This is a genomic window from Corynebacterium sp. HMSC034A01, assembly GCF_001838175.1.
Taxonomy (GTDB): Bacteria; Actinomycetota; Actinomycetes; order Mycobacteriales; family Mycobacteriaceae; genus Corynebacterium.
This window is the reverse complement of record NZ_KV835919.1, coordinates 2,500-26,616: the sequence shown is the minus strand read 5'-3', so window position 1 is coordinate 26,616 and position 24,117 is coordinate 2,500. Positions and strand designations below refer to the sequence as shown.

The 24,117-nt window shown below is 65.0% G+C and carries 22 protein-coding genes, 1 tRNA gene and 1 pseudogene; 10 read left to right on the top strand and 14 right to left on the bottom strand.

Annotated features, from left to right (window positions below):
* Nucleotides 1-2: 2 nt before the first annotated feature.
* Both HMPREF2791_RS00280 and HMPREF2791_RS00275 read left to right on the top strand, forming a co-directional pair.
* A complete protein-coding gene (locus HMPREF2791_RS00280; RefSeq protein WP_070472457.1) occupies nt 3-290 on the top strand; it encodes an RNA-binding S4 domain-containing protein in 288 nt (95 codons plus the stop codon).
* Nucleotides 290-973 carry a VOC family protein gene (locus HMPREF2791_RS00275; RefSeq protein ID WP_070472460.1) on the top strand — a complete coding sequence of 228 codons (684 nt, stop codon included), beginning with the start codon at nt 290-292 and terminating at the stop codon, nt 971-973. The genes HMPREF2791_RS00280 and HMPREF2791_RS00275 overlap by 1 nt, the downstream gene beginning before the upstream one ends.
* Here the strand turns inward: HMPREF2791_RS00275 and HMPREF2791_RS00270 are convergent.
* The 7 genes from HMPREF2791_RS00270 to HMPREF2791_RS00240 are packed head-to-tail and all read right to left on the bottom strand — an operon-like array spanning nt 970 to nt 10,743.
* The gene (locus HMPREF2791_RS00270) at nt 970-1,617 is read right to left on the bottom strand and encodes a hypothetical protein (protein WP_070472463.1); all 648 of its coding nucleotides are present in this window, start codon (nt 1,615-1,617) and stop codon (nt 970-972) included. The genes HMPREF2791_RS00275 and HMPREF2791_RS00270 overlap by 4 nt on opposite strands.
* The gene (locus HMPREF2791_RS00265; protein ID WP_070472468.1) at nt 1,611-3,491 is read right to left on the bottom strand and encodes a M13 family metallopeptidase; all 1,881 of its coding nucleotides are present in this window, start codon (nt 3,489-3,491) and stop codon (nt 1,611-1,613) included. The genes HMPREF2791_RS00270 and HMPREF2791_RS00265 overlap by 7 nt, the downstream gene beginning before the upstream one ends.
* Nucleotides 3,484-4,350, bottom strand: coding sequence for a cutinase family protein (locus HMPREF2791_RS00260; protein WP_070472471.1), 867 nt, complete (start codon nt 4,348-4,350; stop codon nt 3,484-3,486). Before HMPREF2791_RS00260 ends, HMPREF2791_RS00265 begins: the two co-directional genes overlap by 8 nt.
* A 19-nt stretch (nt 4,351-4,369) precedes the next feature.
* The gene (locus HMPREF2791_RS00255) at nt 4,370-7,567 is read right to left on the bottom strand and encodes an arabinosyltransferase domain-containing protein (protein WP_246825275.1); all 3,198 of its coding nucleotides are present in this window, start codon (nt 7,565-7,567) and stop codon (nt 4,370-4,372) included.
* 10 nt (nt 7,568-7,577) lie between these two features.
* Complete coding sequence (locus tag HMPREF2791_RS00250) at nt 7,578-9,407, bottom strand: arabinofuranosyltransferase (RefSeq protein ID WP_070843763.1); 1,830 nt, start codon at nt 9,405-9,407, stop codon at nt 7,578-7,580.
* 20 nt (nt 9,408-9,427) lie between these two features.
* Complete coding sequence (locus HMPREF2791_RS00245) at nt 9,428-10,072, bottom strand: response regulator transcription factor (RefSeq protein ID WP_070843762.1); 645 nt, start codon at nt 10,070-10,072, stop codon at nt 9,428-9,430.
* Nucleotides 10,069-10,743: a sensor histidine kinase gene (locus tag HMPREF2791_RS00240; protein WP_070472482.1), complete on the bottom strand. Its 675-nt coding sequence runs from the start codon at nt 10,741-10,743 to the stop codon at nt 10,069-10,071. Before HMPREF2791_RS00240 ends, HMPREF2791_RS00245 begins: the two co-directional genes overlap by 4 nt.
* A gap of 92 nt (nt 10,744-10,835) precedes the next feature.
* On the opposite strand from HMPREF2791_RS00240, the gene HMPREF2791_RS00235 reads away from it, so the two are divergent.
* Nucleotides 10,836-11,501, top strand: coding sequence for an ABC transporter ATP-binding protein (locus HMPREF2791_RS00235; RefSeq protein WP_070843761.1), 666 nt, complete (start codon nt 10,836-10,838; stop codon nt 11,499-11,501).
* Nucleotides 11,498-12,889: an FtsX-like permease family protein gene (locus HMPREF2791_RS00230; protein WP_083327830.1), complete on the top strand. Its 1,392-nt coding sequence runs from the start codon at nt 11,498-11,500 to the stop codon at nt 12,887-12,889. The genes HMPREF2791_RS00235 and HMPREF2791_RS00230 overlap by 4 nt, the downstream gene beginning before the upstream one ends.
* Before the next feature lie 118 nt (nt 12,890-13,007).
* Here HMPREF2791_RS00230 and HMPREF2791_RS00225 read toward each other — a convergent pair whose 3' ends face one another.
* Genes HMPREF2791_RS00225 through HMPREF2791_RS00215 form a run of 3 tightly spaced genes read right to left on the bottom strand, consistent with a single transcriptional unit; the run spans nt 13,008 to nt 15,440 of the window.
* Nucleotides 13,008-13,772 (bottom strand): decaprenylphospho-beta-D-erythro-pentofuranosid-2-ulose 2-reductase, encoded by a 765-nt coding sequence (locus HMPREF2791_RS00225; RefSeq protein ID WP_070472491.1) that lies wholly within the window; start codon nt 13,770-13,772, stop codon nt 13,008-13,010.
* Between the two features lie 12 nt (nt 13,773-13,784).
* Nucleotides 13,785-15,182 (bottom strand): decaprenylphosphoryl-beta-D-ribose oxidase, encoded by a 1,398-nt coding sequence (locus HMPREF2791_RS00220; RefSeq protein ID WP_371335871.1) that lies wholly within the window; start codon nt 15,180-15,182, stop codon nt 13,785-13,787.
* A gap of 21 nt (nt 15,183-15,203) precedes the next feature.
* On the bottom strand, nt 15,204-15,440 hold the full coding sequence (locus HMPREF2791_RS00215) for a hypothetical protein (protein WP_070472498.1): 237 nt from the start codon (nt 15,438-15,440) through the stop codon (nt 15,204-15,206).
* A gap of 25 nt (nt 15,441-15,465) precedes the next feature.
* Between HMPREF2791_RS00215 and HMPREF2791_RS00210 the strand changes: the two genes are divergently transcribed.
* Both HMPREF2791_RS00210 and HMPREF2791_RS00205 read left to right on the top strand, forming a co-directional pair.
* Nucleotides 15,466-16,248: a hypothetical protein gene (locus HMPREF2791_RS00210; RefSeq protein ID WP_141764867.1), complete on the top strand. Its 783-nt coding sequence runs from the start codon at nt 15,466-15,468 to the stop codon at nt 16,246-16,248.
* Between the two features lie 11 nt (nt 16,249-16,259).
* Nucleotides 16,260-16,688 (top strand): GtrA family protein, encoded by a 429-nt coding sequence (locus HMPREF2791_RS00205; RefSeq protein ID WP_246815166.1) that lies wholly within the window; start codon nt 16,260-16,262, stop codon nt 16,686-16,688.
* Here HMPREF2791_RS00205 and HMPREF2791_RS00200 read toward each other — a convergent pair.
* Nucleotides 16,675-17,577 (bottom strand): galactofuranosyltransferase GlfT1, encoded by a 903-nt coding sequence (locus HMPREF2791_RS00200; protein WP_070843758.1) that lies wholly within the window; start codon nt 17,575-17,577, stop codon nt 16,675-16,677. The genes HMPREF2791_RS00205 and HMPREF2791_RS00200 overlap by 14 nt on opposite strands.
* Before the next feature lie 291 nt (nt 17,578-17,868).
* Between HMPREF2791_RS00200 and HMPREF2791_RS00195 the strand changes: the two genes are divergently transcribed.
* Nucleotides 17,869-18,606, top strand: coding sequence for a hypothetical protein (locus HMPREF2791_RS00195; RefSeq protein WP_141764866.1), 738 nt, complete (start codon nt 17,869-17,871; stop codon nt 18,604-18,606).
* Between the two features lie 79 nt (nt 18,607-18,685).
* Here the strand turns inward: HMPREF2791_RS00195 and HMPREF2791_RS00190 are convergent, their stop codons facing one another.
* Nucleotides 18,686-19,492, bottom strand: a complete 807-nt coding sequence (locus HMPREF2791_RS00190; RefSeq protein WP_070472511.1) for a galactan export ABC transporter ATP-binding subunit Wzt/RfbE — start codon at nt 19,490-19,492, stop codon at nt 18,686-18,688.
* A gap of 17 nt (nt 19,493-19,509) precedes the next feature.
* The gene (locus tag HMPREF2791_RS00185; RefSeq protein WP_070472547.1) at nt 19,510-20,358 is read right to left on the bottom strand and encodes a galactan export ABC transporter permease subunit Wzm/RfbD; all 849 of its coding nucleotides are present in this window, start codon (nt 20,356-20,358) and stop codon (nt 19,510-19,512) included.
* Nucleotides 20,359-20,502: 144 nt separating this feature from the next.
* Between HMPREF2791_RS00185 and HMPREF2791_RS00180 the strand changes: the two genes are divergently transcribed.
* Nucleotides 20,503-21,714 (top strand): aminotransferase class V-fold PLP-dependent enzyme, encoded by a 1,212-nt coding sequence (locus HMPREF2791_RS00180; RefSeq protein ID WP_070843756.1) that lies wholly within the window; start codon nt 20,503-20,505, stop codon nt 21,712-21,714.
* Between the two features lie 16 nt (nt 21,715-21,730).
* On the opposite strand, the gene HMPREF2791_RS00175 is transcribed toward HMPREF2791_RS00180, so the two are convergent.
* Nucleotides 21,731-22,666: an NAD(P)H-quinone oxidoreductase gene (locus HMPREF2791_RS00175; protein ID WP_070843755.1), complete on the bottom strand. Its 936-nt coding sequence runs from the start codon at nt 22,664-22,666 to the stop codon at nt 21,731-21,733.
* A 31-nt stretch (nt 22,667-22,697) separates the two neighbouring features.
* Between HMPREF2791_RS00175 and HMPREF2791_RS00170 the strand changes: the two genes are divergently transcribed.
* Both HMPREF2791_RS00170 and HMPREF2791_RS11960 read left to right on the top strand, forming a co-directional pair.
* Nucleotides 22,698-22,785 (top strand) — tRNA-Ser (locus HMPREF2791_RS00170).
* 177 nt (nt 22,786-22,962) lie between these two features.
* Nucleotides 22,963-24,117 (top strand): annotated as a pseudogene (locus HMPREF2791_RS11960) (hypothetical protein); the annotation flags it as partial.

Below are 24,117 nucleotides of genomic sequence, written 5' to 3'. Positions count from 1 at the left end.
CCATGCATATCGACGTGCCCATTTCAGGCGACACGATCAAACTCGGCCAATTTCTCAAACTGGCCAACCTCGCAGAATCCGGCGGCCACGCCAAGGAGGCCATCAGCTCCGGCGAGGTCACCGTCAACAACGAGGTGGTCACCTCGAGGGGGCACTCGCTTATCGACGGCGATACCGTCGGCCTTGGGGCTGATTCGGCCACGGTTGTAGTCGACGGAGACGACGGCGACTACTTCGACGAGCGCACCGCCAACGACGACTTCGACCCCGAGAAGTGGAGGAACCTGTAATGCCCGCATTCGAAGGCAAGGAAGGCATGCCGTTCTGGCAGGACTTGGTCACCCAGAACCAGCTCAAGTCCACCCACTTCTACTCCGAGCTTTTGGGCTGGGAGATCGTGGACGGTATCGCCCGGAAAGAGGGCCTGCCGGTGGCTGGCATTGTGCCGGCGCAGATGGACATGTGGGTGACGTCGTTTATCGGCAGCCCGGAGAACGTGGAAAAGCTGGGCGGCAAGGTGCTCAGTGCAGATGAATCCGTCACACTCTGCCAGGACCCCGCCGGTGGCCTGTTCGGTCTGAAGGACCCGGAGGAGCGCTTCTTCGCCGCAGGTGAGCCGGGTGTGCCGGTGTGGTACGAGTACTCGGCTCCGAGCATGGACGCCATCGACTTCTACGGCGAGCTGTTCGACTGGGAGATCCGCGAGGAGGACGGCTACTTCGTCGCGGTGGAGGACGGGGCGCCGTTTTTGGGCATGTTCGTCGGCGAACACGCCCAGTGGTTCAGCTACTTCGGCGTGCGCGACGTGGACGCGGCCTGCACGCAGGTGGAAAACCTCGGCGGCGGGGTGGAGTTTGGCCCCGAGAACGGGACTGCCGGCGTGCACGACGCCAACGGCGCCCAGTTCTTCCTCGCCGAGGTTGACGAGCCCACCTTCGACGAGGTGGACGAAGCCGAGTCTGTTCTGGGCTAGAGCTCCTCGGCGGCGTCTGTGACCCGGCGGCGGATCTCCGCCGGCGTGGAGATGAACCCGTCGGCGTGGTACTCGGTGCCCTCAAGGCCAGAACCGGCCCTGACCTGGATAAACCCGTCCACCGCAGGTTGCGTGGTGGGAAAGGTGACGATGTAGCGGTCTGCCGGCGGCAACGCTACGTCGCCGAGTGCCCACACCACCTCGGCGCCGACCAATTCCACAGCCCTGGTGGCATCTGCCACTGAGTCCACGTCCAAAATCGTGGTGCCGGACAGCTCCGCGGCGGCCGCGACATCTGGGCGCCAGAGCATGTCCTTGGCGCCTGTGGGGCCGTCCCAAAGCGAAACTGCCCACCTCCCGTTCGGTTTTGATGGGCGGAACACAACACCAAGCTCGTGGGATTCCACTGTGACTCCATCAGCCCACTTTGTCGCTGGAAGCGCGTGGTCGACGGCGCTCCCGAGCATGAGCATCGCGGCGTGAGTGATGCGGTCCGGCAGCAGGGCCAGGTAGTTCGGCCCGTCCTCGTAGGTGGCGTGCATGTAGGACGCCAGCTGCTCCAGCTGCAGCTCCGGCGGCATGTCGCGTTTGACGCCGCCGACGTTGAAGTTCGGGTCGCCCTGCTCGTTGATGTGCTCTACCAAATCGTCACCCTGTCCTCGGGGTCGATCCACATCTTGGAGCCCTCTTCCACATCGAACGCCTCGTAGAACTCGGCGATGTTCGCGGCGATGACGTTGCAGCGGAACTCGTTCGGCGCGTGCGGGTCAATGGCCAAAAGCTGCGCCGCCATCTCCGGGCGTGCCTTGGAGCGCCACACACGCGCCCACGCGAGGAACAGGCGTTGGAAGCCGGTGTACTCGCCCTCCAAGTCGCCGAACTTCTGCGGCTCCCCATCATCGAGGCCGTGGTCCTGAAGGTACTTCTTGTACGCCACCACGGCGATGCCCAGCCCGCCGAGGTCGCCGATGTTCTCGCCCAAGGTGAACTCGCCGTTGACGCCCTTGGTCTTCGTGCCCTCCAACACGGACGGCACCAGGCCGTTGAACTGGCCGACTAGCTTCGCGGTCAGTTGCTCGAAGTTGGCGCGGTCCTCGTCGGTCCACCAGGAGTTGAGGTTGCCTAGCCCGTCGTAACGCGAGCCCTGGTCGTCGAAGCCGTGGCCGATCTCGTGCCCGATCACCGCGCCGATCGCGCCGAAGTTCTCCGCGGCGTCAGCGTCCGGGTCGAAAAACGGCGGCTGCAGGATCGCGGCGGGGAACGTGATGTCGTTGACCACAGGGTTGTAGAACGCGTTCACCGTTTGCGGAGAGGAGACCCATTCCTGCCGGTCGGAGGCTTTTCCAATCTTGGATAGCTGGTAGTCGTGCTCGAACGCGGCACCGCGGCGGACATTCTCCACCAGGTCCTCGCCGAACTCCAGGCCGGAGTAGTTGCGCCACTTCTCCGGGTAGCCGATCTTGGCGTTGAACTGCGCGAGCTTCTCCAGCGCGCGCTCCTTCGTCGGCTCGCTCATCCACTCCAGCTGCTGGATGCGGGAGCGGTAAGCAGCAATCAGGTACTCCACCAGCTCCAGCATCTTCTCCTTGGATGAGGGCGGGAAATGCTTCTCGACGTAGCTCCGCCCAATATCCTCTCCAACCAGGCTCTCCGCGAGCCCCACCCCACGCTTCCAACGGTCGCGCTGCTCGGTGGCGCCGGAGAGATGCTTTCCATAAAACTCGAAGTTGGTCTTGCCGATCTCCTCAGAGAGCACGCCGGCGCGGGAGCGCAGGATGTTCCACGCGGCCCACAGCTGCCAATCCGCGAGTGTTTCCCCGCGCAGCATGCCGTCCAGGTCTTCAGTGAACGACGGCATCATGTTGACGACCTTGCCGGAAAGACCGGAGGCGTCGAGAAGCACGCGCACCAAAGGCGGCATCTCCTCAAGGGTGGTGGGGTTGTAGGTGGCCACCGCGTCGCGCGCCTTGACCACGTCCCAGTGGCTCGCCGCCAGCTGGGTCTCCAGGTTGACGATGCGCTCGGCGGCGATCTCGGGTGTCAGTCCCTGCAGGTACTTCGGCTCGAGGAAGCCGAGCATCTTCGCCACGTGCTTCCTGTACGCCCCGAGGGTTTCCGCGTGGTCCTCGTCGCGGTAGTACGCCTCGTCCGGAAGGCCCAGGCCAGACTGGAAAATGTAGGCCACGGACTCCTCGCCCTGCGAGTCCTTCTCCACCCAGTAGCTCACCGGCCCGCCGATGCCCACGCGCTCCAGCTCGCCCAAGCCGCGCACGAACCCTTCGACGTCCGCGACCTCAATCTTGGCCAGGTCGGGGTCGAGGGAGCTGATGTCGCCGGGGTTGTCCATGAAGGACGTGAACAGGTCGCCGCCCAAGCCGGCACCTTCCTCCAGGATGGCGTGGACGTCTTCCTCGGACTTATCGCGCAAAACGTAGAACGCGCCGTCGATGCCGCGGTCAGCGGGGATTTCGTGGGTTTTCGCCCACGTGCCGTTTACAAGCTCAAAGAGGTCATTCATGCCCCAACTCTACCGCCGGAACAGGAATTTGGATGGGGGCTTGGGACTGCTCGATGATCCAGTTGCTGGCCTCGCGCTGCTGCGCCAGCGTGTAGCCGCCGTGAGAGCCGATGTCGAAGAAGATGCCCAGCGACTTCAGGCCGAGTGCACGGAACAGCACGTTGAACTCGGCGAGCGGCACGCGGCCGGCGGCCAGGTTGGTGCGCATGGCGGGGGCGACCAGTCCGCGGTGCGACTCCTGCATGGAGCACACAAGGTCGTCGACGCGGCAGATCTCCAACACGCGCGGGCCGAGCACGCCGTAGCCGTCCGGGAGCGAGCCCAGCGAGCCGCGCGAGTGCGGGGACGTGCCGGCGGAGAGCACCGCGCCGTTGCCGCCCTGGTGCGGGTTGGCAAACAGCGCAACACCGGAGACACGCTCCGGTTCGATCGGGCCGCGTCCATTGGCGATGTCGCTGGTGATCGTGGCGGCGATGTCCGCGCCGAGCGAGTAGCCGGTGAAACTGAACTTCGCGTCCGGGCACGCGTTGGCCAGTCTTTTTACAGTGGATCGTGCGCGCTTCAGCCCGCCCGCCTTGGACTTCTCGTACTCCGTGGTGGCGAACGGGGTGGACCGGTAGGACACCCACAGCGGTGTGATCTCCCCGCCGGTGCCCAGTCGGGTGAGCATGCCGGTCATGAACACGTTGCCGCCGTGCGGCACGTAGTCCGGGATGCCCTCTGCCGTGTTAGCGCCGCCCGGCACCGCGACCAAGTAGTGCGCGGCGCAGCTCTGCTGGGCCTGGGCCTGAGCCTGAGCGGGGGTGGCGACCAGGGAAAACAGCAGGGCAGCGGCGGCGGCGATCTTTGGCAGTTTCATAGCGAGGGGATTGTACCTTTTATTCCTCCGGGTCGCGCACCTTCATCGGGCCGGGGGTGTACAGGCCCGACCTGGTGGTTTCTTCCAGGTCCACCTGCGCCAGGGCGGGAGCCTCGCCGGCGGAGTTGGTGCGGCGCTCGTACTTGGCCACAGAACCCCAGTCGCGCTGCCAGTCGCCCTTGAGGTAGCCCGGCACCTCGTAGGAGGTGTTCACGGCCTCCACCGGGGCGAGCGAGCCGCCGCCAAGGAAGTCCATGAAGCCGGACAGCTGCTGCTTGCCCGGGGCGTCCGGCATGATGCGGAACTCCGGGATCTCGTCCACGCCTGCGTGGTGGTAGAAGGGGCGCTGGCAGGGGTATTGGAACGCCACGGCCCAGTCCAGAAGGCCCGGGGTTTCGGAGTCGAACATGGTGTTCAGCTCCACCAGTTTCGGGTTGCGCAGCGGGGTCACGGCCAGCCAGTCCTTCTCCGCCAGGGAGGTGTCCTTGGCCACCAGGCGCACCACGTCAGCCTCGTCGGGCAGATCAGCAATGGGGTAGCGCAGGTTGCGCCACTGCGGGGTCGGACCCTGGTCCAGCATCTCCACCGCGCCGAGCTTCTGCACGCCGCCGGAAGTTTTCCGGCCGTACTGCAGCTCCAGCTCGTTGCCCTCTTGCTCGACGCCGTTGATGTCGTGGTGCTTGATGCGGCCGGCCACGGACGTCACCAGCAGCGGGCGCTCCTCCGAATCGGACGGCAGGTCGAACCACGAGGTCTCCAGCTTCGCGGACTGCGTCGGCTCGTCCTCGAAGGTGCCCAGCACCGGCACGCGGGTGTAGTCCAAGCCGAACGGCAGGCGCACCGTCGAGCCGTTCACGCCGCGCATGGAGCGCGGGCGGTTGCCCTGCGTGTTCACGCGCGAGGTGGACTGCGCCTCGTCGGAGCCGGGGTCCACGTCGGCGGTGTCGTCGGACTGGACCTGCTGGTTGCTCGAATCCGAGGTGTCGGCGTTTTCAGACGCGATGAAGGCGGGAACTCCGTCGGGGTGGAAGCCGTAGTTGTCGCCGGAATCCAGGGAGCGGCCGAGCGGGACGCCGTCGATAGGCGAAAGGAATGCGTCGTTGGTGTCCTCCTCCAACAGCACATCCGCACCCTGGGCGCAGCGGTCGCCCGCAAACGTGCGCACGTTGCCCATGCCCACCGAGTAGTTCGGCGCCTGGGAGATGAAGGACTTCACAAACGTCAGGCAGGACAGCGCCACAATCAGCGCCGCCGCCACGGCGATCGGGGCGGACATGACGCCGGCCCAGCGGGAGGCGTCCACAGGCTTCGGCGGGCGCATGGACTGCACCACGCCCACCACGAACACCACCAGCGCGATAGCCAGGACGATGGTGTTGAACTCCACGGCCTTCAGCTGCGGAGTGCGGTCCCACCACGGCACCGCGTAGGAGGACACGTACCACCAGCCGTTCCAGCCCGCCAGCGTCAGAGCCAGCAGGAACAGCACCGCGGCTGTTGCAAACGAGCGGTTGCGCTTGGACTGCAGCGCGATCCGCGAGAGCACCACCGAGCCGTACGCCGCGATCGCCGCGCCGAGGCCCGCGTAGATGCCGAAGTGGTGCGTCCACTTCGTCGGCGTGAACATAAGGAAGAAGGTGGACAAGCCGATGATCAGCATCATGCGCTGCGCGGTCTTTGTCCTTTCACCGCCGCGGGCGAACCACCACAGGGTCAGGCCGATGCACAGCAGCAGCACGAACATGGGGAAGCGGCGCGCCAGCGAGCCGTCCACCGTCTGCTCGAACAGCACGGAGTAGCGGCTCCACTCCTCGAACCAGCTCATTGCGGGGCCCACCTCGGAGCGCACCGCGGTCGCCTCCAGCACAGTCGCCAGCGTCTGGTCCTTGAACACCGGCACCATCACAGCCATGCCGGCGCCCATGAACGGCGCGATCGAAGCGAGCTTTGCCTCTCGACGCCCAATGGTCCCCAACACCCAGGGCAAAGAAATCAGGAACACGCCCACAGCGGCGAGGCCGGTCGGGCCGCACGCCAGGGTCAGCGCCGCCACGACGGTGCCCCACGCAGCGGGGACCAGGCGGTCGGTCTCCATGGCGCGCTCGAACAGCGCCCACGTGGCCATCAGGCCGAACGCGATGATCGGCTCCGGGCGGGTGCCGTTGTTGTACGGCAGCCAGAACGTCAGGAACACCAGCGCGGCGGTCCAATGGGCGACGCGCCTGTTGGCAACCGCGGGGCCGAGCTTCGGCAGGATTTCGCGCGAGAGCAGCCACCACGTGCCCAGGCCCGCGAACAGGGCCGGCAAGCGCATCCACATCGACGCCGTGGTGACCTGCGACATCAACGCCAGCAGGTCGTAGAACGGGGAGCCGAACGGGGCCTCCGGCACGCCGTACCAGCGGTAGTAGTTCGCCATGTAGTCCGTGTTGGCGGCCACGCGCGCCATGGTGAGCAGGAAGCCGTCGTCGGAGGTGTTAGCGCCGAAGATGTGCCAAAAGCCGAGCACGGCGGCCACCAGGCCGTCGAGAGGCTTCAGCCCCTGGCGGCGCAGGCGCGGGGCGGGGCGGTCCAGCTTGCGCAGCGCGGCCAGGGAGATCAGGGCGCTGATCAGGCCGAGCACCATCGCCAGCGTCTTGATCAGTGTCGGCTGGGAGGTGAAGCGGGAGTTGATGTCCACGTTGGCGGACAGGCCTGCGTCGATAAGCTTTTGCTCATCCTTGAGCTCGGTGTAGATGCCGGTGAGCTGCGGGCGATAATCCTCCTCATCGTCCTCCTCGGAATAATCCGTGCCCGGGATCTCCACGGTGGTGAGGTCGTGGGCGAGGTGGGCCTCAAGCTTCGCGTCGTCGGGGAGTTTCGCCACCTGCGCCGGAGTGAGCTGCAGCAGCACCTCGTTCAGAGAGCTGACCACCAGGCCGCCGTCGGGCGAGGTGATAAAGAAACCGCGGTCGCTGGCCTTCGGGGAGCCCTCAGGCAGCGTGCCCAAAAGCAGCGACTGGCCCTCGCGGAGCTCGTCGATAGCCGAAAGCGGCACAGTGACATCGAGCTGCTGCGGCGCGAGCGAGATCAGCGGCGCGTTCACCGACGCCACCGAGCCGTTCTGCGGCCACGACACGGACGATTCCGTCTGCTTCACCGGCAGAAACGGCACGAGCAACAGCAGGACAAACGCGATCAAACCCGCGACAGTCGCGGTGGTCTGGACTCTTTTCACAGCGGACACCTTACTTCCTCACCGCCACAGCAAACGGGCCGAACTGCTCGACGTCCCAGTCCTGCTCGAATGCGTCTGGGTTGAAGAACAAGCCTTCGTAGCGCACGTTCGGCTGGCTTGGGTAAATGTCGTGCGCAATGTGGGTCTTCAACCCGTCCTTGCCGTTGTCGCGGAACACGAACGCGACCGGCGGCTCCCACTGCGAATTGTCCACCGCCTCGGTGAACTTCTCTGGGTCCTCGTAGGAGATCTCCGCCCACTGCTTCAACTCGTCGTTGCGGTGCTCGAACTCGCCCAGCGGGTTGGCGTAGTGGCTGGTGTAGGCGTTAAACGCGTAGAAGGGCTGGAAGGCCATGAAGTTGATCTCGTCGGTGTAGATCACCGCGTCGTTCTTCATGTGGCCGTGGGCCTCGATGAAGTCGGCCATCTCCTGGTAGTAGCGGCCCGCGTCCGGCGGGAAGCGGTCCGCGCGCTCGCCGTTGCCGTCGGTGTCGGCATACGCCTGATCGATGTAGTCCTCGTTTTCCACCGGGATGTTCTGCACCATCTGCAGCGCGCCCACCGCCAGGATCGCGGCGACGGCGGTGGTGTACTTGTTCAGCCCGAACTCGGAGATCGCAATCACACCGAGGGTGGCAAACAGCGCCACAATCAGCACCTCCAGGCGGAAGCCCAGCAGGGAGGTGCCCAGCAGGGTGATCGCCATCGAGGCCAGGGCCCACAGGTAGCACACGCCTATCGACGCACCAAGGGCCGCCAACTCAGGCTCCTTGATCCTGTAAATCAGGTAGATCAACCCGATCATGGACAAAAGCCCGATCAGCGAGAACGACAAAAACGGCAGCGGGAAGTACGTGCCCTCAATGGGCAGAAAGTGGTTCGCGGTGGACTCCAGCTGCTCGTCGCCGGTGATCACGCGCCAGACGTACGGCCCCCAGGAGATCGCGGCGATGGCCAGCGAGCCCACGCCGGTGACCAGCAGGTGCACCAGCGGCTGGACCGAGTGCTTAGTAAAGGTGTGGATGACGGCCAGCACCACCATGGTCAGCGCCGCAATCGCGGTGAACAGGGTGTAGAAGCTGGCGGAAATGCCCAGGTAGACGGCCAGTGCGATGGTGGACGCCCACGAGCCGTTGACCGCCCGGTAGGACATCACCGCCGCCGCCGGCACGAACATGGCCACCACAGCCGCATACGGCTCCTCCGGCACCTCCGTGAGCACAACCGCCGTGGTCACCGTGGCGATGGCGAGCGCGGTGGGCAGCGAGCCGGTGAGCCTGCGCCACACCGGGGTGAGCATCGCCGCAGCCGCCGCCAACGTGGCGATCGCGAACGGCTGGTACACCTCCCAACCCTGCATGCCCAGCACGTTGGCGGTGCGGCCTCCGAGCCAGAACCAGCCCATGGGGTAGAAGGTGGGCAGGTCTTTGTACGCCATGTCCGCGTGGCCGAGGTTCTCCGTCATGCGCGACAGGAACTGGGTGCGGAAGCCCTGGTCCACCTGGATGCCGTCCAGGTACAGCCGGGTCGCGCCCAGCGGGATGCCGATTGACGACACCACCAGCCCCGCCGGCACCAACGACATCACGGCCGAGGAAATCCAGGGCTTCTTGCCCTTCGTCCACAGCACAGCCAGAACGACGCCGACGCCGATGCAGACGAAGGACGCGGCGGTGGCCAAAGACCTGGTCACCATCGACGTGTTAAACGCCGGCAGCGAGATCTTGTGCAGCACGAACCAGGCGACCAGGGCGATCACGCCGCCGGCGAGCCCGGCCGCGACAGTCCGGGCAGCGGTTTGCCCAACCGACTGCTCGTCGGGGTGGTAAGCGGTAGTCATACGTAACAGTTTCGCATACGCTACCCAACTCCACGTTCTGCCAGGTACATCAGGATCGCGCGTACGCGCCGGTTGTCCTCGTCGGGGGTGAGGCCGAGCTTGGAGAAGATGCTGGAGACGTGCTTCGCCACCGCAGCGCCGGAGAGGTAGAGCTGCTCGGAGATCTGCGCGTTGGACAGGCCCTCCGCCATGTGTTCGAGCACTTCCATCTCGCGCGGGGTGAGCGTGGTTAGCCAGCGCGAGCTCGCGGCCATGAGCGCGCTGGCCACGTCCGGGTCGATGACCACGCCGCCGGACGCCACGGTTTCGCACGCCTGGATGAAGTCTTTCACCTCCGCGACGCGGTCTTTCAGCAGGTAGCCGGTGCCGCCGTCGCCGCCGGAGAACAATTCCCTGGCGTAGGCGGGCGCGACGTACTGCGACAGCACCAGCACGTTGACTGGGCCCCGTTGGCGCAGCTCCAGTGCTGCTTGAAGGCCGTCGTCGCGCATGTTCGGCGGCATGCGCACGTCCGTGATCACCAGGTCGGGCGCATGCGTATCGACGACCCCCTGCACCCGATCCGCACTATCCACCTGCGCCACAACCTCGTGGCCGCGCCGGGTGAGCAGGCCGGCAACGCCTTCCCGCAGCAGTGCGGAGTCGTCCGCGATAACAATCCTCATGGCGCAATCCCACTTTCTCCCCGGAACAACAGCAACGGAATACGGGCGGTGACGGTGGTCGGCCCACCATCCGGCGAGTGCAGCTCCATCTCACCGCCGAACGCTGCGATTCGTTCCTGCATCCCGTCGAGCCCGCCGCCGGGGGTGATGCGTGCGTTGCCGCCGCCCTGGTCGGTGACGGAAACATTCAGAGTGTGGTCGCAGGTGACCAGCACGCTCACCGGTGCATGTGGTGCGTGCTTTGCGGCGTTGGTTAAGGCTTCGGTGGTGAAGAAGTAGGCGGCGGCGGTGACGGAGGCGTCGATACGCGGCAGCTCGTGCGGCGCGCGGACCGTGACATGCGGGCCGTGCTGTGCGGCGGCGGTCTCGATCGCGGCAACCAGCCCGTGGTCCGACAGCTCTCGCGGGTGGATGCCCCTTACGGTGCGGCGCAGGGCGTCGAGGCCGTTGTGGAGGTCGCGGGCGGCGTCGTCGAGAAGCTGCGATGCAATGTCCAACCTTGCCTCGCCCAACTTCATCGCGGCAGCCACAAAATATTGCTGCGCGCCGTCGTGCAGGTCGCGCTCGATGCGCAGCCGCTCCACCTCGTACGCCTCCGCGATCCTGCGCCGCGAAACCGTCAACTGGTGGATTTTGGCGGCCGCGCGCTCCTCGTGTTTATGTCGCCGCATGGCCCCGAGCGTAGCCAGGTAGAGCTAGCACTACCCATATTCGGGAGCCAGGGCCATAGTGCTTATCGACGACCACCTGTGGAATAGACACCATGCTTGAACTCAACGACATCACGAAGTCCTTCACCCAACAACGGGTCCTCGAAGGCATCAGCCTGACGGTTGGCGGCGGCGAATCCGTCGCGATCATGGGGCCCTCTGGCTCCGGCAAATCGACCCTGCTGCACTGCATGTCCGGCGTGCTCGTGCCCGACGACGGCCAGGTGCGCTTCAACGGCCAGGACGTGTCGGCCATGAACGACGCGGAACGCTCGCGCCTGCGCCTCGAGAACTTTGGCTTCATCTTCCAAGACGGCCAGCTGCTGCCGGAGCTGACCGCCACCGAAAACGTCGCCCTGCCACAGATCATGCGCGGGGTGTCGCGTGCGGAGGCACACGCCGAGGCCATCGACATGCTCACCCGGTTGGGCTTGGGGGCCTTTGTGGACCGGTACCCAGGGCAACTCTCCGGCGGCCAGGTGCAGCGCGTGGCCATCGCCCGCGCCTTGGCCGGGCCGCCGTCGGTGGTGTTTGCCGACGAACCCACCGCCGCCCTGGACCAAGCCACCGGGCACGAGGTCATGCAGCAGATCGTGGCAATCGCGCAGAAGTTCGGCGTCACCCTCGTGCTGGTCACGCACGACCCGAAGATCGCCGACTGGTGCAGCCGCCGCGTCGAAATCCGCGACGGCCTGATCCACTCGGAGGTGGCGCGATGAGTGCAATGACGTTGATGCGCTCGGCGGTGTCGTCGACAAGCGAAGGGCGCTCGCAACGGCAGATCGGCGAACGCTGGGTCCGTGCCCTGTCGCTGGTCGCCGTGACCGTGGCGACCTGGATGCTGTGCACGCTCATGGGCGGCACCTGGATGTTCCTCGCCCGCGACCTACACCCGCACGAGGCGCTCGTGGAAATCGAGGAGTCGATGGGCGGCCCCATTTCCATCGCGTATATCTTCCTCGCGCTGTTCGCGTGTGTGCTCCTCGTGCCAAGCCTGTTGGGGCTGCTCACCCAAGCTGCGCGGGCGAACCTCGGCGGGCGCGAAGAACACCTGGCAGCGCTACGCCTCATCGGCGCGACCGCCGGCGAGGTGCGCGGAATGATGATCTTGGAGTCCCTGCGCCAGGCGCTTGTCGGGCTCGTGATTGGCTCAGTGCTCTACGTGGTCACGAGTCCCGCGTGGTCGTTGCTGACTTTCCAGGACAAACCCGTCGGCGCCTGGGAGATGCTCACCTGGTGGGTCATCCCCATCGCCTGGATCGTCGTGCTGGTGCTGGCCGCGTGCTCAGTGTGGCTTGCCTTGCGACGAGTCGCCGTCACCCCACTCGGCGTCACCAAGAAAATCCCACCAAAGGGCCAAAACTTGATCACGCTGGTGCTCTCGCTCGTTGGCGCGGTGGTGCTGTACCGCTACCTAAGCTCCCTGACCATCGCTCCGCAGGCAGACGCGTTGGAATTCGGCGCCTTGCTGGTTGTAGCCGGTGGCATTCTCACCGTCAACGCACTGATCGCCGTCGGCGTGATCCAACTCCTCGCTCGCGTGAGCTACCGGGTGCCCGGGGCCGCGAACTACGTGGCCACGCGCCGGGTCGGCCGGGGCGCGAAAACCACCTGGAAGCGCGTCACCGCCCTGTACTTCGTGGCATTCATCGGAGGCGTCGGCGCCTGGATCTCCGCGGTACCGGAGATCGAAGACCAGCCCGCCCTGAAGATGATCACAGGGGACATCCCCTCCGGCGTGGTCATCACCGCCGTCTTCGCGGCAGTCCTCCTGGTCGCGTCCACCCTGCTCACCCAGGCACTTTCCGTGGTGGAGCAGAAGCAACTGACCAAATCGCTCTACTTCATTGGAGCGCCCGCCGCCTTTCACACCAAGGTGGCCGTGCGTGAAGTTGGGATTCCCATGCTCGTGGTGGCCCTGCTGGGGTTCGGCATGGGTGGCCTGATGGGATTCGGCATGGTCATGGTTTACGTCAACGTGCTGGACAAGGTGGCCCTGTTCGGCGCCCTCGTCGCCGTCGCGCTGGTTGGTTGTGTTTTGGCGGTGGTGGGGACCGGCCGGCTCCGCGAGCAGGTGCTGCACGGCATGGGCCGCGCCAAGGACTAGGTAGTCCTGACACATTACGCCGGAAAATGTCAGGGTCCTGGGGAAATAGGGCCCGTCTGACAAATTCAGCCGCGATCCGTCAGCGGTGACGGATCGTGGCTGAATTATGCGGGCAGAACTAGAAGTTGAGCTTGCTCATGATCGGCGCCGGGATGGCCTTGAGCACCAGCGAGATCGGGCCGAAGAGCTTGTGCACGAACACGGAGGACTTGCCGGCCAGGGCGGCGTCGACAGCTGCCTCGGCGACGTCTTCCTTGTTCACGGTGAGCGGGGCCTCGTCGAGCCCGTCGGTCATCTTGGTGCGCACCTGGCCGGGGCGGACCACGGTGACCTTCACGCCGTCGTCCTTGAGCGCCTCGCCGAGCTGCAGGTAGAACCCGTCGATGCCGGCCTTGGAGGCGCCGTAGACGAAGTTGGAGCGGCGCACGCGCTGGCCCGCAACGGAGGACAGGGCGATGATCGTGCCGTGGCCCTGACGTTTCATGTGCTGGCCCAAAAGCACGCCCACGGACATCGGGGCGGTGAAGTTCGTCTGCGCGGACGCCACTGCCGCTGCCTGGTCCTGCCAGAGCTGCTCCTGGTCGCCGAGGGTGCCGAAGGCGACCACGGCAACGTCGACGTCGCCGTCCTCAAACGCGGCGTCGAGCACCGCCGGGTGGGAAGTGAAGTCGAGGGCGTCGAAGTCCACGAGGCGCACGTGGCCTGCGCCGGCTTGTTGGACGGCCGAGATCGCGCCGTCGATACGCGGGGAGTCCTTGCGCGCGCACAGGGTGACGGTGGGGTTGCCGCCGCGGGAGGCTAGCTCGGCGACGATGGCGAGGCCGATCTCGCTGGTGCCGCCGAGGAGCAGGATGTGCTGGGCTTGGCCTACTGCATTCAACATGGTCGGTTCTCCTTAGTTCAGCTCAAGTCGGCGGGACATGTCGGACGCGAACACGCCGGTCGGGTCGATGTCGCGGCGGGTCTTCAGCCAGCCGGCCATCCCCGGGTACATGGCGTGGAACTTCTCCGCGGAGGTGCGGGACTCCTTGGCCAGGTAGAGACGGCCGCCGAACTGCATGACCTGGTCGTCCAGGCGGTCCAGGAACTCGTTCAGGCCATCCCTAATCGGGAAGTCCACGCACACGTTCCAGCCCTTCATCGGGTAGGACAGCGGCGCCTGGTTGCCCTCGCCGAACAGCTTGAACACGTTCAGGGCGGTGTAGTGGCCGGAAGACTGGATGTCGTAGATGATGTCCTTGAACGGCTCGACGGCGTCGGTGGGCACGACGAACTGGTACTGCAGGAAGCCGGCCTTGCCGTAGCCGCGGTTCCACTCGCCGATGAGATCCAGCGGCTGGTAGAACTGCGTGAGGTTGAGCACCTGGTTACGCGCGGGCTTGCCCATGAAGTAGTACGCCTCGCCGATGGCCATCAGCGACAGTTTGTTCATGGTCCAGGACGGGAAGATGTCCGGCACCGTCATCAGCTGCGGGGCGTTGAACTTCAGCGGGTCCTTGGCCAGCTTCGGCGCGAGCTCCTTGAGCTGGTCCAGGGTGGCCAACGAGCCGCGGGAGATGGTGGAGCGGCCGGTCTTCGGCGGCGCGGAGATGGCGTCGAACCAGGCCGAGGAGTAGGTGTAGTTCACCTCGGAGCCGTCGGAGTGCAGCGCGATCGTCTCGTCCAGCGTGTCTGTGCGGTCGGTGTCTGCGATGAAGTAGGCGGTTTCCGTGAACGTCATCTGGATGCGGGCGCGCAGGATGATGCCGGTCAGGCCCATGCCGCCGACGGTGGCCCAGAACAGCTCGGCCGTCTCTCCGGTGGGCTCCAGGTGCAGCACGCGGCCGTCGGCGACCAAAAGCTCCATGGAGAGCACGTGGTCGCCGAAGGAGCCGGCGGAGTGGTGGTTCTTGCCGTGGATGTCCGGGCCGATGGCGCCGCCGATGGTGACCTGGCGGGTGCCGGGCAGCACCGGGACCCACAGGCCGTAGGGCAGCGCGGCCTTCATCAGCTGGTCCAGGGTCACGCCTGCGTCCACGTCGACGATGCCGGTGTCCGGGTCGATGGAGTGGATGCGGTTCAGCGGCGTCATGTCCACGACGAGGCCGCCGCCGTTTTGGGCGGGATCGCCGTAGGAGCGGCCCATGCCGCGGGCGATGACACCGCGGCGTTTGTGCTCTGGAAGCTCGGAGTTTTCGTCGGCCACCTGCTTGACTGCCTGGGCGATGGTGTCAACGTCGGCGGTGGACAACACCTGTGCGGTAGAGGGGGCGGTACGGCCCCAGCCGTAGAGGGATTGGGTTGTCAGTTCCATGCCCATAACCCTACGCCGGAATCACAGATCCATGATGCTACGAATCTCCGCGGGGAGCTCTTCTTGGCTGGAAATCACAGGTTTGCCGGCTTCCTTGTGCTCGCGCAGGATCTCGTAGATCCGGGTGCGGCCTTTGGAGTCCACAAAGGGCAATTCTTCCGCCATGAGGCGGACCATGAAGTCGGACAGCGGGGCGTCGATACGCTGTGCTGCCTCGTGGATCGCGTTGGGGTCGTCGCCTTTGTAATGCTTCCTCATGGAAAGAAAGCCTATATTGGGCGCCATGTCCAGCACCCTTTACCGTTCAGACCACCTCGCGCCGGTGATCCGCCTCGCCGAGCGCCGGGCTGGTGCGACGCTGCTTGTGCGCGTTGGCCTGGTGTCGGATGAGGTGGTGTACCGGTGGGTGGGTATCGACGAGGACGCGATCATCGCGGAGTGCTGCGAGATTGTGGGGGAGGTCTTCGGCATCGAGGAGGTGGGTGCGGATGCGCCCCAGGAGCGTTTGCTTTGCGACGTCCTAAAGTCCCCCGGCGAATCCACCCACTTCTCCCATGGGTTGTGGTCTTTTGAGATGCAGCTGGCGGGCGTGTACCCGCGCGACGAGTCCACGCCGCCGTCCGTGTGCGTGGCAGGCTCCGGCTCGTTCGGGCCGCATGGGTTCGACATCGGGGAAGTCAACGCGCGGCTGATGGGGGAGGTCGAGGTGCCGGGGCTGCGCGCGGAAGTGCGCGAGTTCATGGCGCGGGCGCGCGGGCACGACTTTGTGCCGCTGCTGCAGGCGCTGGATGTGGGCGCGGGGGAGCGGATCGAGGCGCTGCCGGTGGAGTCTGGGCGCAAGGAGAGGGATGCCTTTTGGTCCCTGGTGTTCGCGCTGGCCTGCTGCGCTGGCGGGGAGACCGCGCAGATCGCGGAGAGCATCTTCGCCTCGTTGGGGCATGGTGCGTTGTCTATGGGGGAGATTCGGGCGCTGTGCGCCGAATCGCTGGCGTCGCTGGATGAAATTGGCGGCGAACGGAGCGCGGCGGAGATGTTGGATGTCTACCGTCAGCTCATGCGCGGGTAGGGTATTCGCCCGTGGCGGAAACTTCTACCCTGAAACGGCAGCTCGTGCCCTTCCTCTTGGTCGGCGTGGGCTGCGCAGTCATCGACTTCGGCATCACCCACAGCCTCGACGAATTCATGGGGGTGCAGCGCGACTTTGCCAAGGCCGTGGGCTGGGTTTTCGGCACCGTCGCCGCCTATGTGCTCAACTCCAAGTTCTCTTTTCAATCCAAGATCAACGCGAAGAAGGCTGGGGCAGTCTTCGTGCTCTACGCGGTGACGTTCGCGGTGCAGATGGTGCTGTGGCGCGTGACGGACTCGCCGCTGACGTCGCTGGGTCTGGTCAACCCGTGGAAGAACGTCGTGTCGTTTGTCATCGCCCAGGGCGTGGCCACCGTGGTCAATTTTGAGCTGCAGCGGCACTTGATCTTCCGCGAAGCCAAGAAAACTATGGCCGCCTAAAATCCTCTTTGGCGCCGCGGCGCAGCAGCTTCAGCCACTGGTAGAAGCCCTTCGGGTCCTTCTTCTCCAGCAGGAAGAACCACCCGAAGCGGACCACCTCCTGCAGCTGCATCTTCTTCATGCCGCGCTGGTTAATGATGTAGCCGCGGTTCCGGTACGTGAAATACCGCTTAGTGGGGTTGTCGGGGAATTGGGCGTGGGCCCGGCCGCCCATGATCGGGTGGAACTCGCCCGAGCCGTCCGGGTGCAGGTAGAACGTGGTCAGCGCCGTGCCGTAGTTCAGGCCGGATTGTGCCAGACGACGGTGGTACTCCACTTCGTCGCCCCGGATGAACAGGCGGTAGTCGGGCACGCCGATGCGCTCCGTGGCCTTTGCCGAGATCAGCGCGCCGTTGAACAGACTCGCGTACTGGGGCAGGAAGTCGCCTTCGAGCTCATCGACGCGGCGGTGCCAGGTCGTGCCCTGTCTTAGTGGGAACGCGAGCTTCTCCGGGTCGTCGATGTTGGCCACCACCGGGGAGACCTCCGCAAGCTGGTGCTTTTCTGCGACCCGGTAGAGCTCTTTGAGCACGTGCTCGTCTTTCGGCCGGCCGTCGTCGTCCGCGCACCAGATCGCGTCCGCGCCCAGCGCGAGTGCGTGCAGGAATCCGTAGGCGAACCCGCCCGCCCCACCCAGGTTGGTGTGGGAGGGGAGGTAGACGGCGCGGTCGGCCGCGAGGTCGTCGAGAAGCTCCTGCACCTCGTGTTGCGCCCCGTTGTCCACCACAATCACCCAATCCACCGGATGCGTCTGGTTGACCACCTGCTCAAGCGAGTGTTTCAGCAGGTCAACGCGGCGGTGGGTGACAATCACGGCGGCGGTCGTGCCGTTCGGATTCAACGCAGTCATGCTTTGTATTGTGCCCGAGGGATCCAAACGCGCCTTCTTCACGTCTAAGTAGGCATGGTGAATTTGTATGACGGGATGAATGTCGGTCCAGAGAACAGTTTGCTCCCCGCCGGCAACCTGCCCCAGGGGATGCAAACGATGCAGGTAAGCGCGCGATTCCACATGCTCGCGCGGGAACAGAGATCCTACGAACTAGCCCGGGCGGACGCGCGAAACCACCCGCGGGGAGTGATCTACCAAGTCCCCGCCGCGTATCGTGCCGCGGCTTTTGGCATAGAGAAGCCTTCCACCGTGGTCCTCGCCCATGGCGCGCTTGCGCTGTACGGGCTCAGGTACCGGGTGGAGGGCAAGGACACTGTGCTCATGGATCCATCCGCGGAACGCAACTCACACGGCAATATCTCCAAGCCGTCGATCGTGCGCCGGGGGTGCAAACCCGAGCATGTTTGGCAGGTCCGACACTACGGGCATGAGCTGCAGGTGGCCAGCCCTGCGGCGGCGACGGCGCAGGTGTTGAGGGAGATCCGGAGGTCGTCGCCAAGCAATGGCGCCACCTTCGCCGGGCACAGCATTGACCTTGTGGAAGCGATCACTCTCATTGACTGTGTGCGGCGCCACCTGGGCATTGACCCGATGGAGATCCTGAAGGCGAGCTCAGGGACGGTGTGCCAGCGGTGGCTCACCCGCGCGCTTGCGAAGTCGAGCAAACTGGCGGACTCGCCGAAGGAGACCGAAATGCGCCTGCTCGCCCAGATGGTGTGCGACGAGTTCGGGCTGCTGCTGGAAGAGCAAGTCGTTGTCCGGGACGGTGGCAAGATCGTGACCACGTTTGACCTGGCCATCCCGGAGCTCGGGATCGGCATCATGTACGACGGCGCCCACCACGGCGAGGCGAAGCAGTGGCACAAAGACGCTGAGATCAACTCCGACCTCACTATTTGCGGGTGGCGGGTGCTGCGCTTCACCTCGGCGTCGTTGCACAAGTTTGTGGAGAAGCTCGTGGCGCTGATCCGCAAGCTCCAGTCCTGACAAATTACGGCGGGCGTTTGTGCCGAACTGGGGGTTTGGGTCCGGTCTGACAGATTCGGCCGCGATGTGTCGGGAGGGGCTAGGGCTTCTCGACGTCAGCTTCGCCGTGGAAGCGCTCCACCAGCTCTGCGACGTACTCGCCGGTCTCGGGGCCCTCGTAGGCGCCCACGACGTCGGCGACCAGGCCGGCCTCTCGGATTTCGCCCTTGTCCACCCACAGGGCGGTGTTGCAGAGCTGTGCCAAGAAGTCGTTGGAGTGGGAGGCGAAGACCAGGATGCCGGAGCGCTCCACCATCTCGGCGAGCCTCACGCGGGCTTTAGCCATGAAGGCGGCGTCGACGGCGCCGATGCCCTCGTCGAGCAGCAGGATCTCCGGCTCGATGGAGGTGACCACGCCGAGTGCCAACCTGACGCGCATGCCGGTGGAGTAGGTGCGAAGGGGCATGTTGAGGTAGTCGCCGAGCTCGGAAAACTCGGCGATCTCGTCCATCTTCGCTTTCATCTGCTTGCGGGTCTGGCCCAGGAACAGGCCGCGGATGATGATGTTTTCGTAGCCGGAGATCTCCGGGTCCATGCCCACGCCCAGGTCGAAGACGGGGGCGACGCGGCCGCGCACGTCGGCGACGCCGCGGGTGGGCTCGTAGATGCCCGACAGCAAGCGCAGCAGGGTTGATTTACCTGCGCCGTTGTGGCCGACCAGGCCGACGCGGTCGCCCTCCCTAAGGTGGAGGTTGATGTCGCGCAGCGCCTCCACAACCACGGTGTTGGAGGCGTTCTGGCCGATCTTGCCGCCGGCGGACGACATCACGGCCTTCTTCAGGGAACGGGACTTCGCGTCGAAGATGGGGAAGTCGACGCAGGCGTTGTAGGTGTCGATGGAAACCATGTGAAACTCCTAAACTCCTAAACCCAGTACGGCACGCGGAAGCGCCAGCGCTTCATGGCAAGCAGGGTGATCAGGACGCCGGCGACGGTGCACGCGAGGACGATGCCCCAGTGGTAGGTGGCCAACGGTTCGTCGATAAGCGGGGCGCGCACGATCTCGAGGTAGTGGTAGAGGGGGTTGACCTCGGCGAGCATGGCGCGCTGCGCGACCTCGCCACCCTGGTCCTTGAGGGTGCGGGTGGTCCAGACGATCGGGGTGACGTAGAAGAGCAGCTGCACCAGCGCTTCCAGTAGCGGGGCGACGTCGCGGAAGCGGGTGGCCACCATGCCGAAGAACATGGCCACCCACACGCCGTTGACCACAAGCAGTGCCAGGCCGGGGATGAACAGCAGGGTGTGCAGGGTCAGCGGGATGCGGAAGATTAGCACCAGCAGCAGCCAGATCACCATGTTGTGCGCCAAAAACAGCAGCTGGCGCCACACCAGGCGGTACACGTGGACCGACAGTGCAGATGGGAGCTGTTTGATCAGGCCTTCGTTTTCGATGAAGACGTTCGCGCCGTCCTTGATGCAGCCGGAGAGGAAACCCCAGACGATGAAGCCGACGGTGACGTGCGGGAGGAACTCCGCGACGTCGATTTGGAACAGCATGGAGTAGAGCAGGCCCAGCGCCAGCGACATCACGCCGGTGGCGATGGTGATCCACAGCGGGCCGAGGGTGGACCTCTTATACCGCTGTTTAATGTCCTGCCATCCCAGTTGCAGCCAGAGCTCGTGCTGCCCCCAGCCGCGGATGAGGTCGTCGAACGCGCGCCGGAAGGTCTTGGACTTCGACGGCGGCGTGTCTCCGCCCGGAGGGCTGGTCATGCGGGCGACGTCTTGGCGCAGCTGTTCTTCGTTGTGCACGCAGATCACCCTAGTGCACGGTATTTGCGCACCCGAGCTGGCGGTGTGCGCCGTGTCGGACGGGCGTGCATAATTGGGGCATTCTTGCCTGAAGGGAGGTCGGCCGTGGCGTATGACGTGTGGGGAGTGCGTGGACTCTACACATCGCTCGGTAGCGGCTGGACGTACCTGAACGCCCACACGCAGCCGCAGGTGCCGGAGAAGGTGGCCACGGCGGTCTCGAGAAGTTTCCGCAGCGCGGCGCTGGTGCCGCCGCCGGAGCCGGTGCTGGGATCGCACTCCAAGGAGGCGCTGGGCCAGCCGGAGGGCGTGCAGTACCCGGAGGCGGCGCGCGTGGCCATCGCGGACCTGACCGGGGTGACGGCGGACCAGGTGGTGCTGGGTCCCAGCGTGCCTGCGTTGTATTCGGCGCTGGTCAACGCGATGAAGCCGATGCTGCGGCGGAACTCGTCGATCGTGCTGAACCCTCTGGATCGCCCGCATTTGACCAAGCGTCTGCAGCGCGCCGGGCTGGATGAGGTGTGGGCGCAGGCGGACCTGGCTACCGGCGACCTGCCGGCGTGGCAGTACAGCGAGATCGCGGACGGCTCCACCCGCCTGGTGTCTGTGCCGGCGGCGCACGCGGAGCTGGGCAACGTGGTGCGTGTTGCCGAGATCGCGGAGGCTGTGCGCGCGAAGTCGAGGGCATGGGTGCTTGTGGACGCCACCGCGTACGCCCCTTACCGCCCCGTAGACCTCGAGGCCTGGGGCGCGGACGTGGCCGCGGTGGACATCGCCCAGCTGGGCGGGCCGGACATCGCCGCGCTGATCTTCCGCGATTCCGCAATGTTCAAGCGCCTGGACATGGACGCGCTGGACCTGGAGGTTTCCCAGGGCTTGGCGGGCGCGGTGCCGGCGGTGGTGGACCACTACGCCTCCCTGGTCGAGGGCTTTACCGGCCGCGCTACCCGCCGCAACCGCCTGAAGTACTCCCTGGACGCGACCACCGCCTACCTCAACGGCCTGCGCGACGACCTGCACACGTTTTTGGGCACCCTGCCCGCAGTGCACATCGTCGGTGTCAGCGGCGAGGCGGCCGAGGACGCGCGGGTGGAGCGCATCCCGCGCCTGGCGTTCGGCGTGACTGGCGTGCCGTCTGAAACCGTGCTGCGCCGCCTGTTGGCCAACGGCATTGTGGCCACCCAGACGTGCGCCACACCGCTTCTCGACGACATGGGCGTCGCCGACATGGGCGGCGCCGTGACCATTGCCATGTCCCCGTTCAACACCCAGAACGACATCGAGCAGCTGGTGCGGACGGTGGCGTCGCTGGCCTAGTGACGCTGGCGCGTCACTAGAGAACCAAAAGGATTTTCCCGGTGTTGTCGCCGGAATCCAGGTGCTCGTGGGCCTTCTTGGCATCCTCGAGGGGGAAGCGCGCGGAGATGTTCGGGGCGATCTTGCCGGACTCGATCAGCGGCCAGACATTTTCCACTGTGGAGGCGACAATCGCTGCCTTCATCGGCCGGGGGCGTGCGCGCAGGGTGGTGGCGGTGACGGACAGGCGCCGCGGCATCATCCGGCCCAAAGACAACGTGCCCTTCGGCCCGCCCTGCACCGCGATGACGATGAGGTGCCCGTCCGTGTTCAGCGCTTTGATGTTCTGCTCCAGGTACGGCCCGCCAACCACGTCCAGGATCGCGTCCGCCCACCCGGGCAGCTCCTCGGCGAAGTCCTGCTCCTTGTAGTTGATCAGGATGTCCGCGCCCAGCTCGTGGCAGTACTCGAGCTTCTCTTGGCTTCCGGCAGTCACCGCAACCTCGCAGCCGAGCGCCTTGCACATCTGGATGGCAAAGGAGCCGATGCCGCCGGCGCCGCCGTGGATGAGCACTTTGTCGCCCTCAGCAATCCCGGCGACCATGCCCAGGTTCGACCACACCGTGCACGCCACCTCGACCACACCGGCGGTCTCTTCCACAGTCAGGCCTTCCGGGATCGGCGTGAGCTGGCCCTCCGGCACCGCGACGTATTCTGCGTAGCCGCCGCCGGCGAGCAGGCAGCCGACCTCCTCGCCTTCCTTGCGTCCGGTCGTGCCCGGGTCCACGATCACACCCGCGCACTCCAGCCCCATAATCTCGGACTCGCCCTTTGGCGGTGGGTACTTTCCGGCGGCCTGCATCAGGTCGCCGCGGTTCACGCCGGCGGCGACGACCTTGACCAGGACTTCGCCTTCGCGGAGGTCGGGCGTAGCGACGTCGATAAGCTTCAGTTCCTCATTGATTGCTTTCATGCGGCCAGGCTACGTTAGACTGCTCTGAGTTGGAGACGTGGCAGAGCGGCCGAATGCACCGGTCTTGAAAACCGGCGAGGTTAATCCCTCCAGGGGTTCAAATCCCCTCGTCTCCGCCAACATCTTTTTGGGGGCCTTTGCTTAACGACGCCTTCCGGTTTCCCTCCTTTCCTTAAATCTTGGTGAATTTATTGGAAGAGCCTGATCAGCACGTCTGGTAAAGGGGTAACCTCCCTGGCATACCGGTTATCCGGGACACAACCAGTTTTGTTGCCGCTCAACAGTGGAGGCCAGGGATGAGCGAGAATAGACGATCAAATACGAGGAAAAACCGCTGGTGGCGTAGCGTCGCCGCGGTAGTTAGCACGGTGGCGCTGGGTATCGGCGGTGTGGCGGTGCCGCAGACCGCGGGGGCTTACATCCAAGATGACTCTCTCACCACCCAGCACGGGGACGACCTGGGGAAGAAACCGCAAGCGTCCATTGCTTTGGACCTGGCGGACACAGAGGTTCGGGCGGGTGAATCCACCACCGCCACAATCAAAGTTGGCTCGTCGGTTCCTTTCGCCAAAACCGCAGAAAATAAGTATGGAGAGTCCGATGCGACAGCTGTGATTTTCTCGATCCAAGTTGACGACAGGTTGGAGATTGACCTCGGTGACTCGGTCGAATCCAATATCCGATGGGACGACGGGCAGAATCGTCGTCCCCACACATTTGGTGTTGACGAAGAGATTAACGAGCTGACTATCGAGTTTGCCGCTAGCGACTTTCCGCTCGGGGCTAATCCGGGTTTCACCCTCGAAGTGCCAGTCAAGGTAGCCCAGGACGTTGAACCGGGAACGGAACTTCAGTTAGCTGTTGGCTCTGAGGTCGATATTCGTCCGGATCTAGACTGGGAATTCGGCAACTACACCATGCAGAGTGTTGACGAGCTTGAACCGGGGCAGGATCGATGTGTCCGTAAGGGCACGGTCGAGGTCTCTTTTGACAATATCGGTCAATACGGCACGTGGATGGCGGATCTCTGGCTAGGTACGAACTCTGATTTTCAACTCTACGGCGATGCGTCGTTCAAGCTAACGGGGCCCAACGGTGAGGATCTGACGGGCCAGGTCTTCGGTCAAGATGGTTCTCCAGTAGCCACTTTGATGCCTGATGGGGAGCCAGAACGTTCCGAAGGAAGGTTCGAGAACCATAATTGGCTGAAAAGGTATCAGTGGCGGATCAACGAGAATGCATTTGCAGGTGAGGCGTGGGTCCCAGAGGGATCGCACCTGCAAATTCAGCAGTATGTGTCCTCTGAGCGCTGCACCTTCGACCCGTCAGCAGAGCTTTTCAGTGCCAGTGTAGTGAGCCGTAATTCGCCACTATTCGATCAAGCAACCGCTACCAAGAATATTGTGGTTGCGGAGCCGACGCCGACGGAGGAGCCGACACCGACGGAGGAG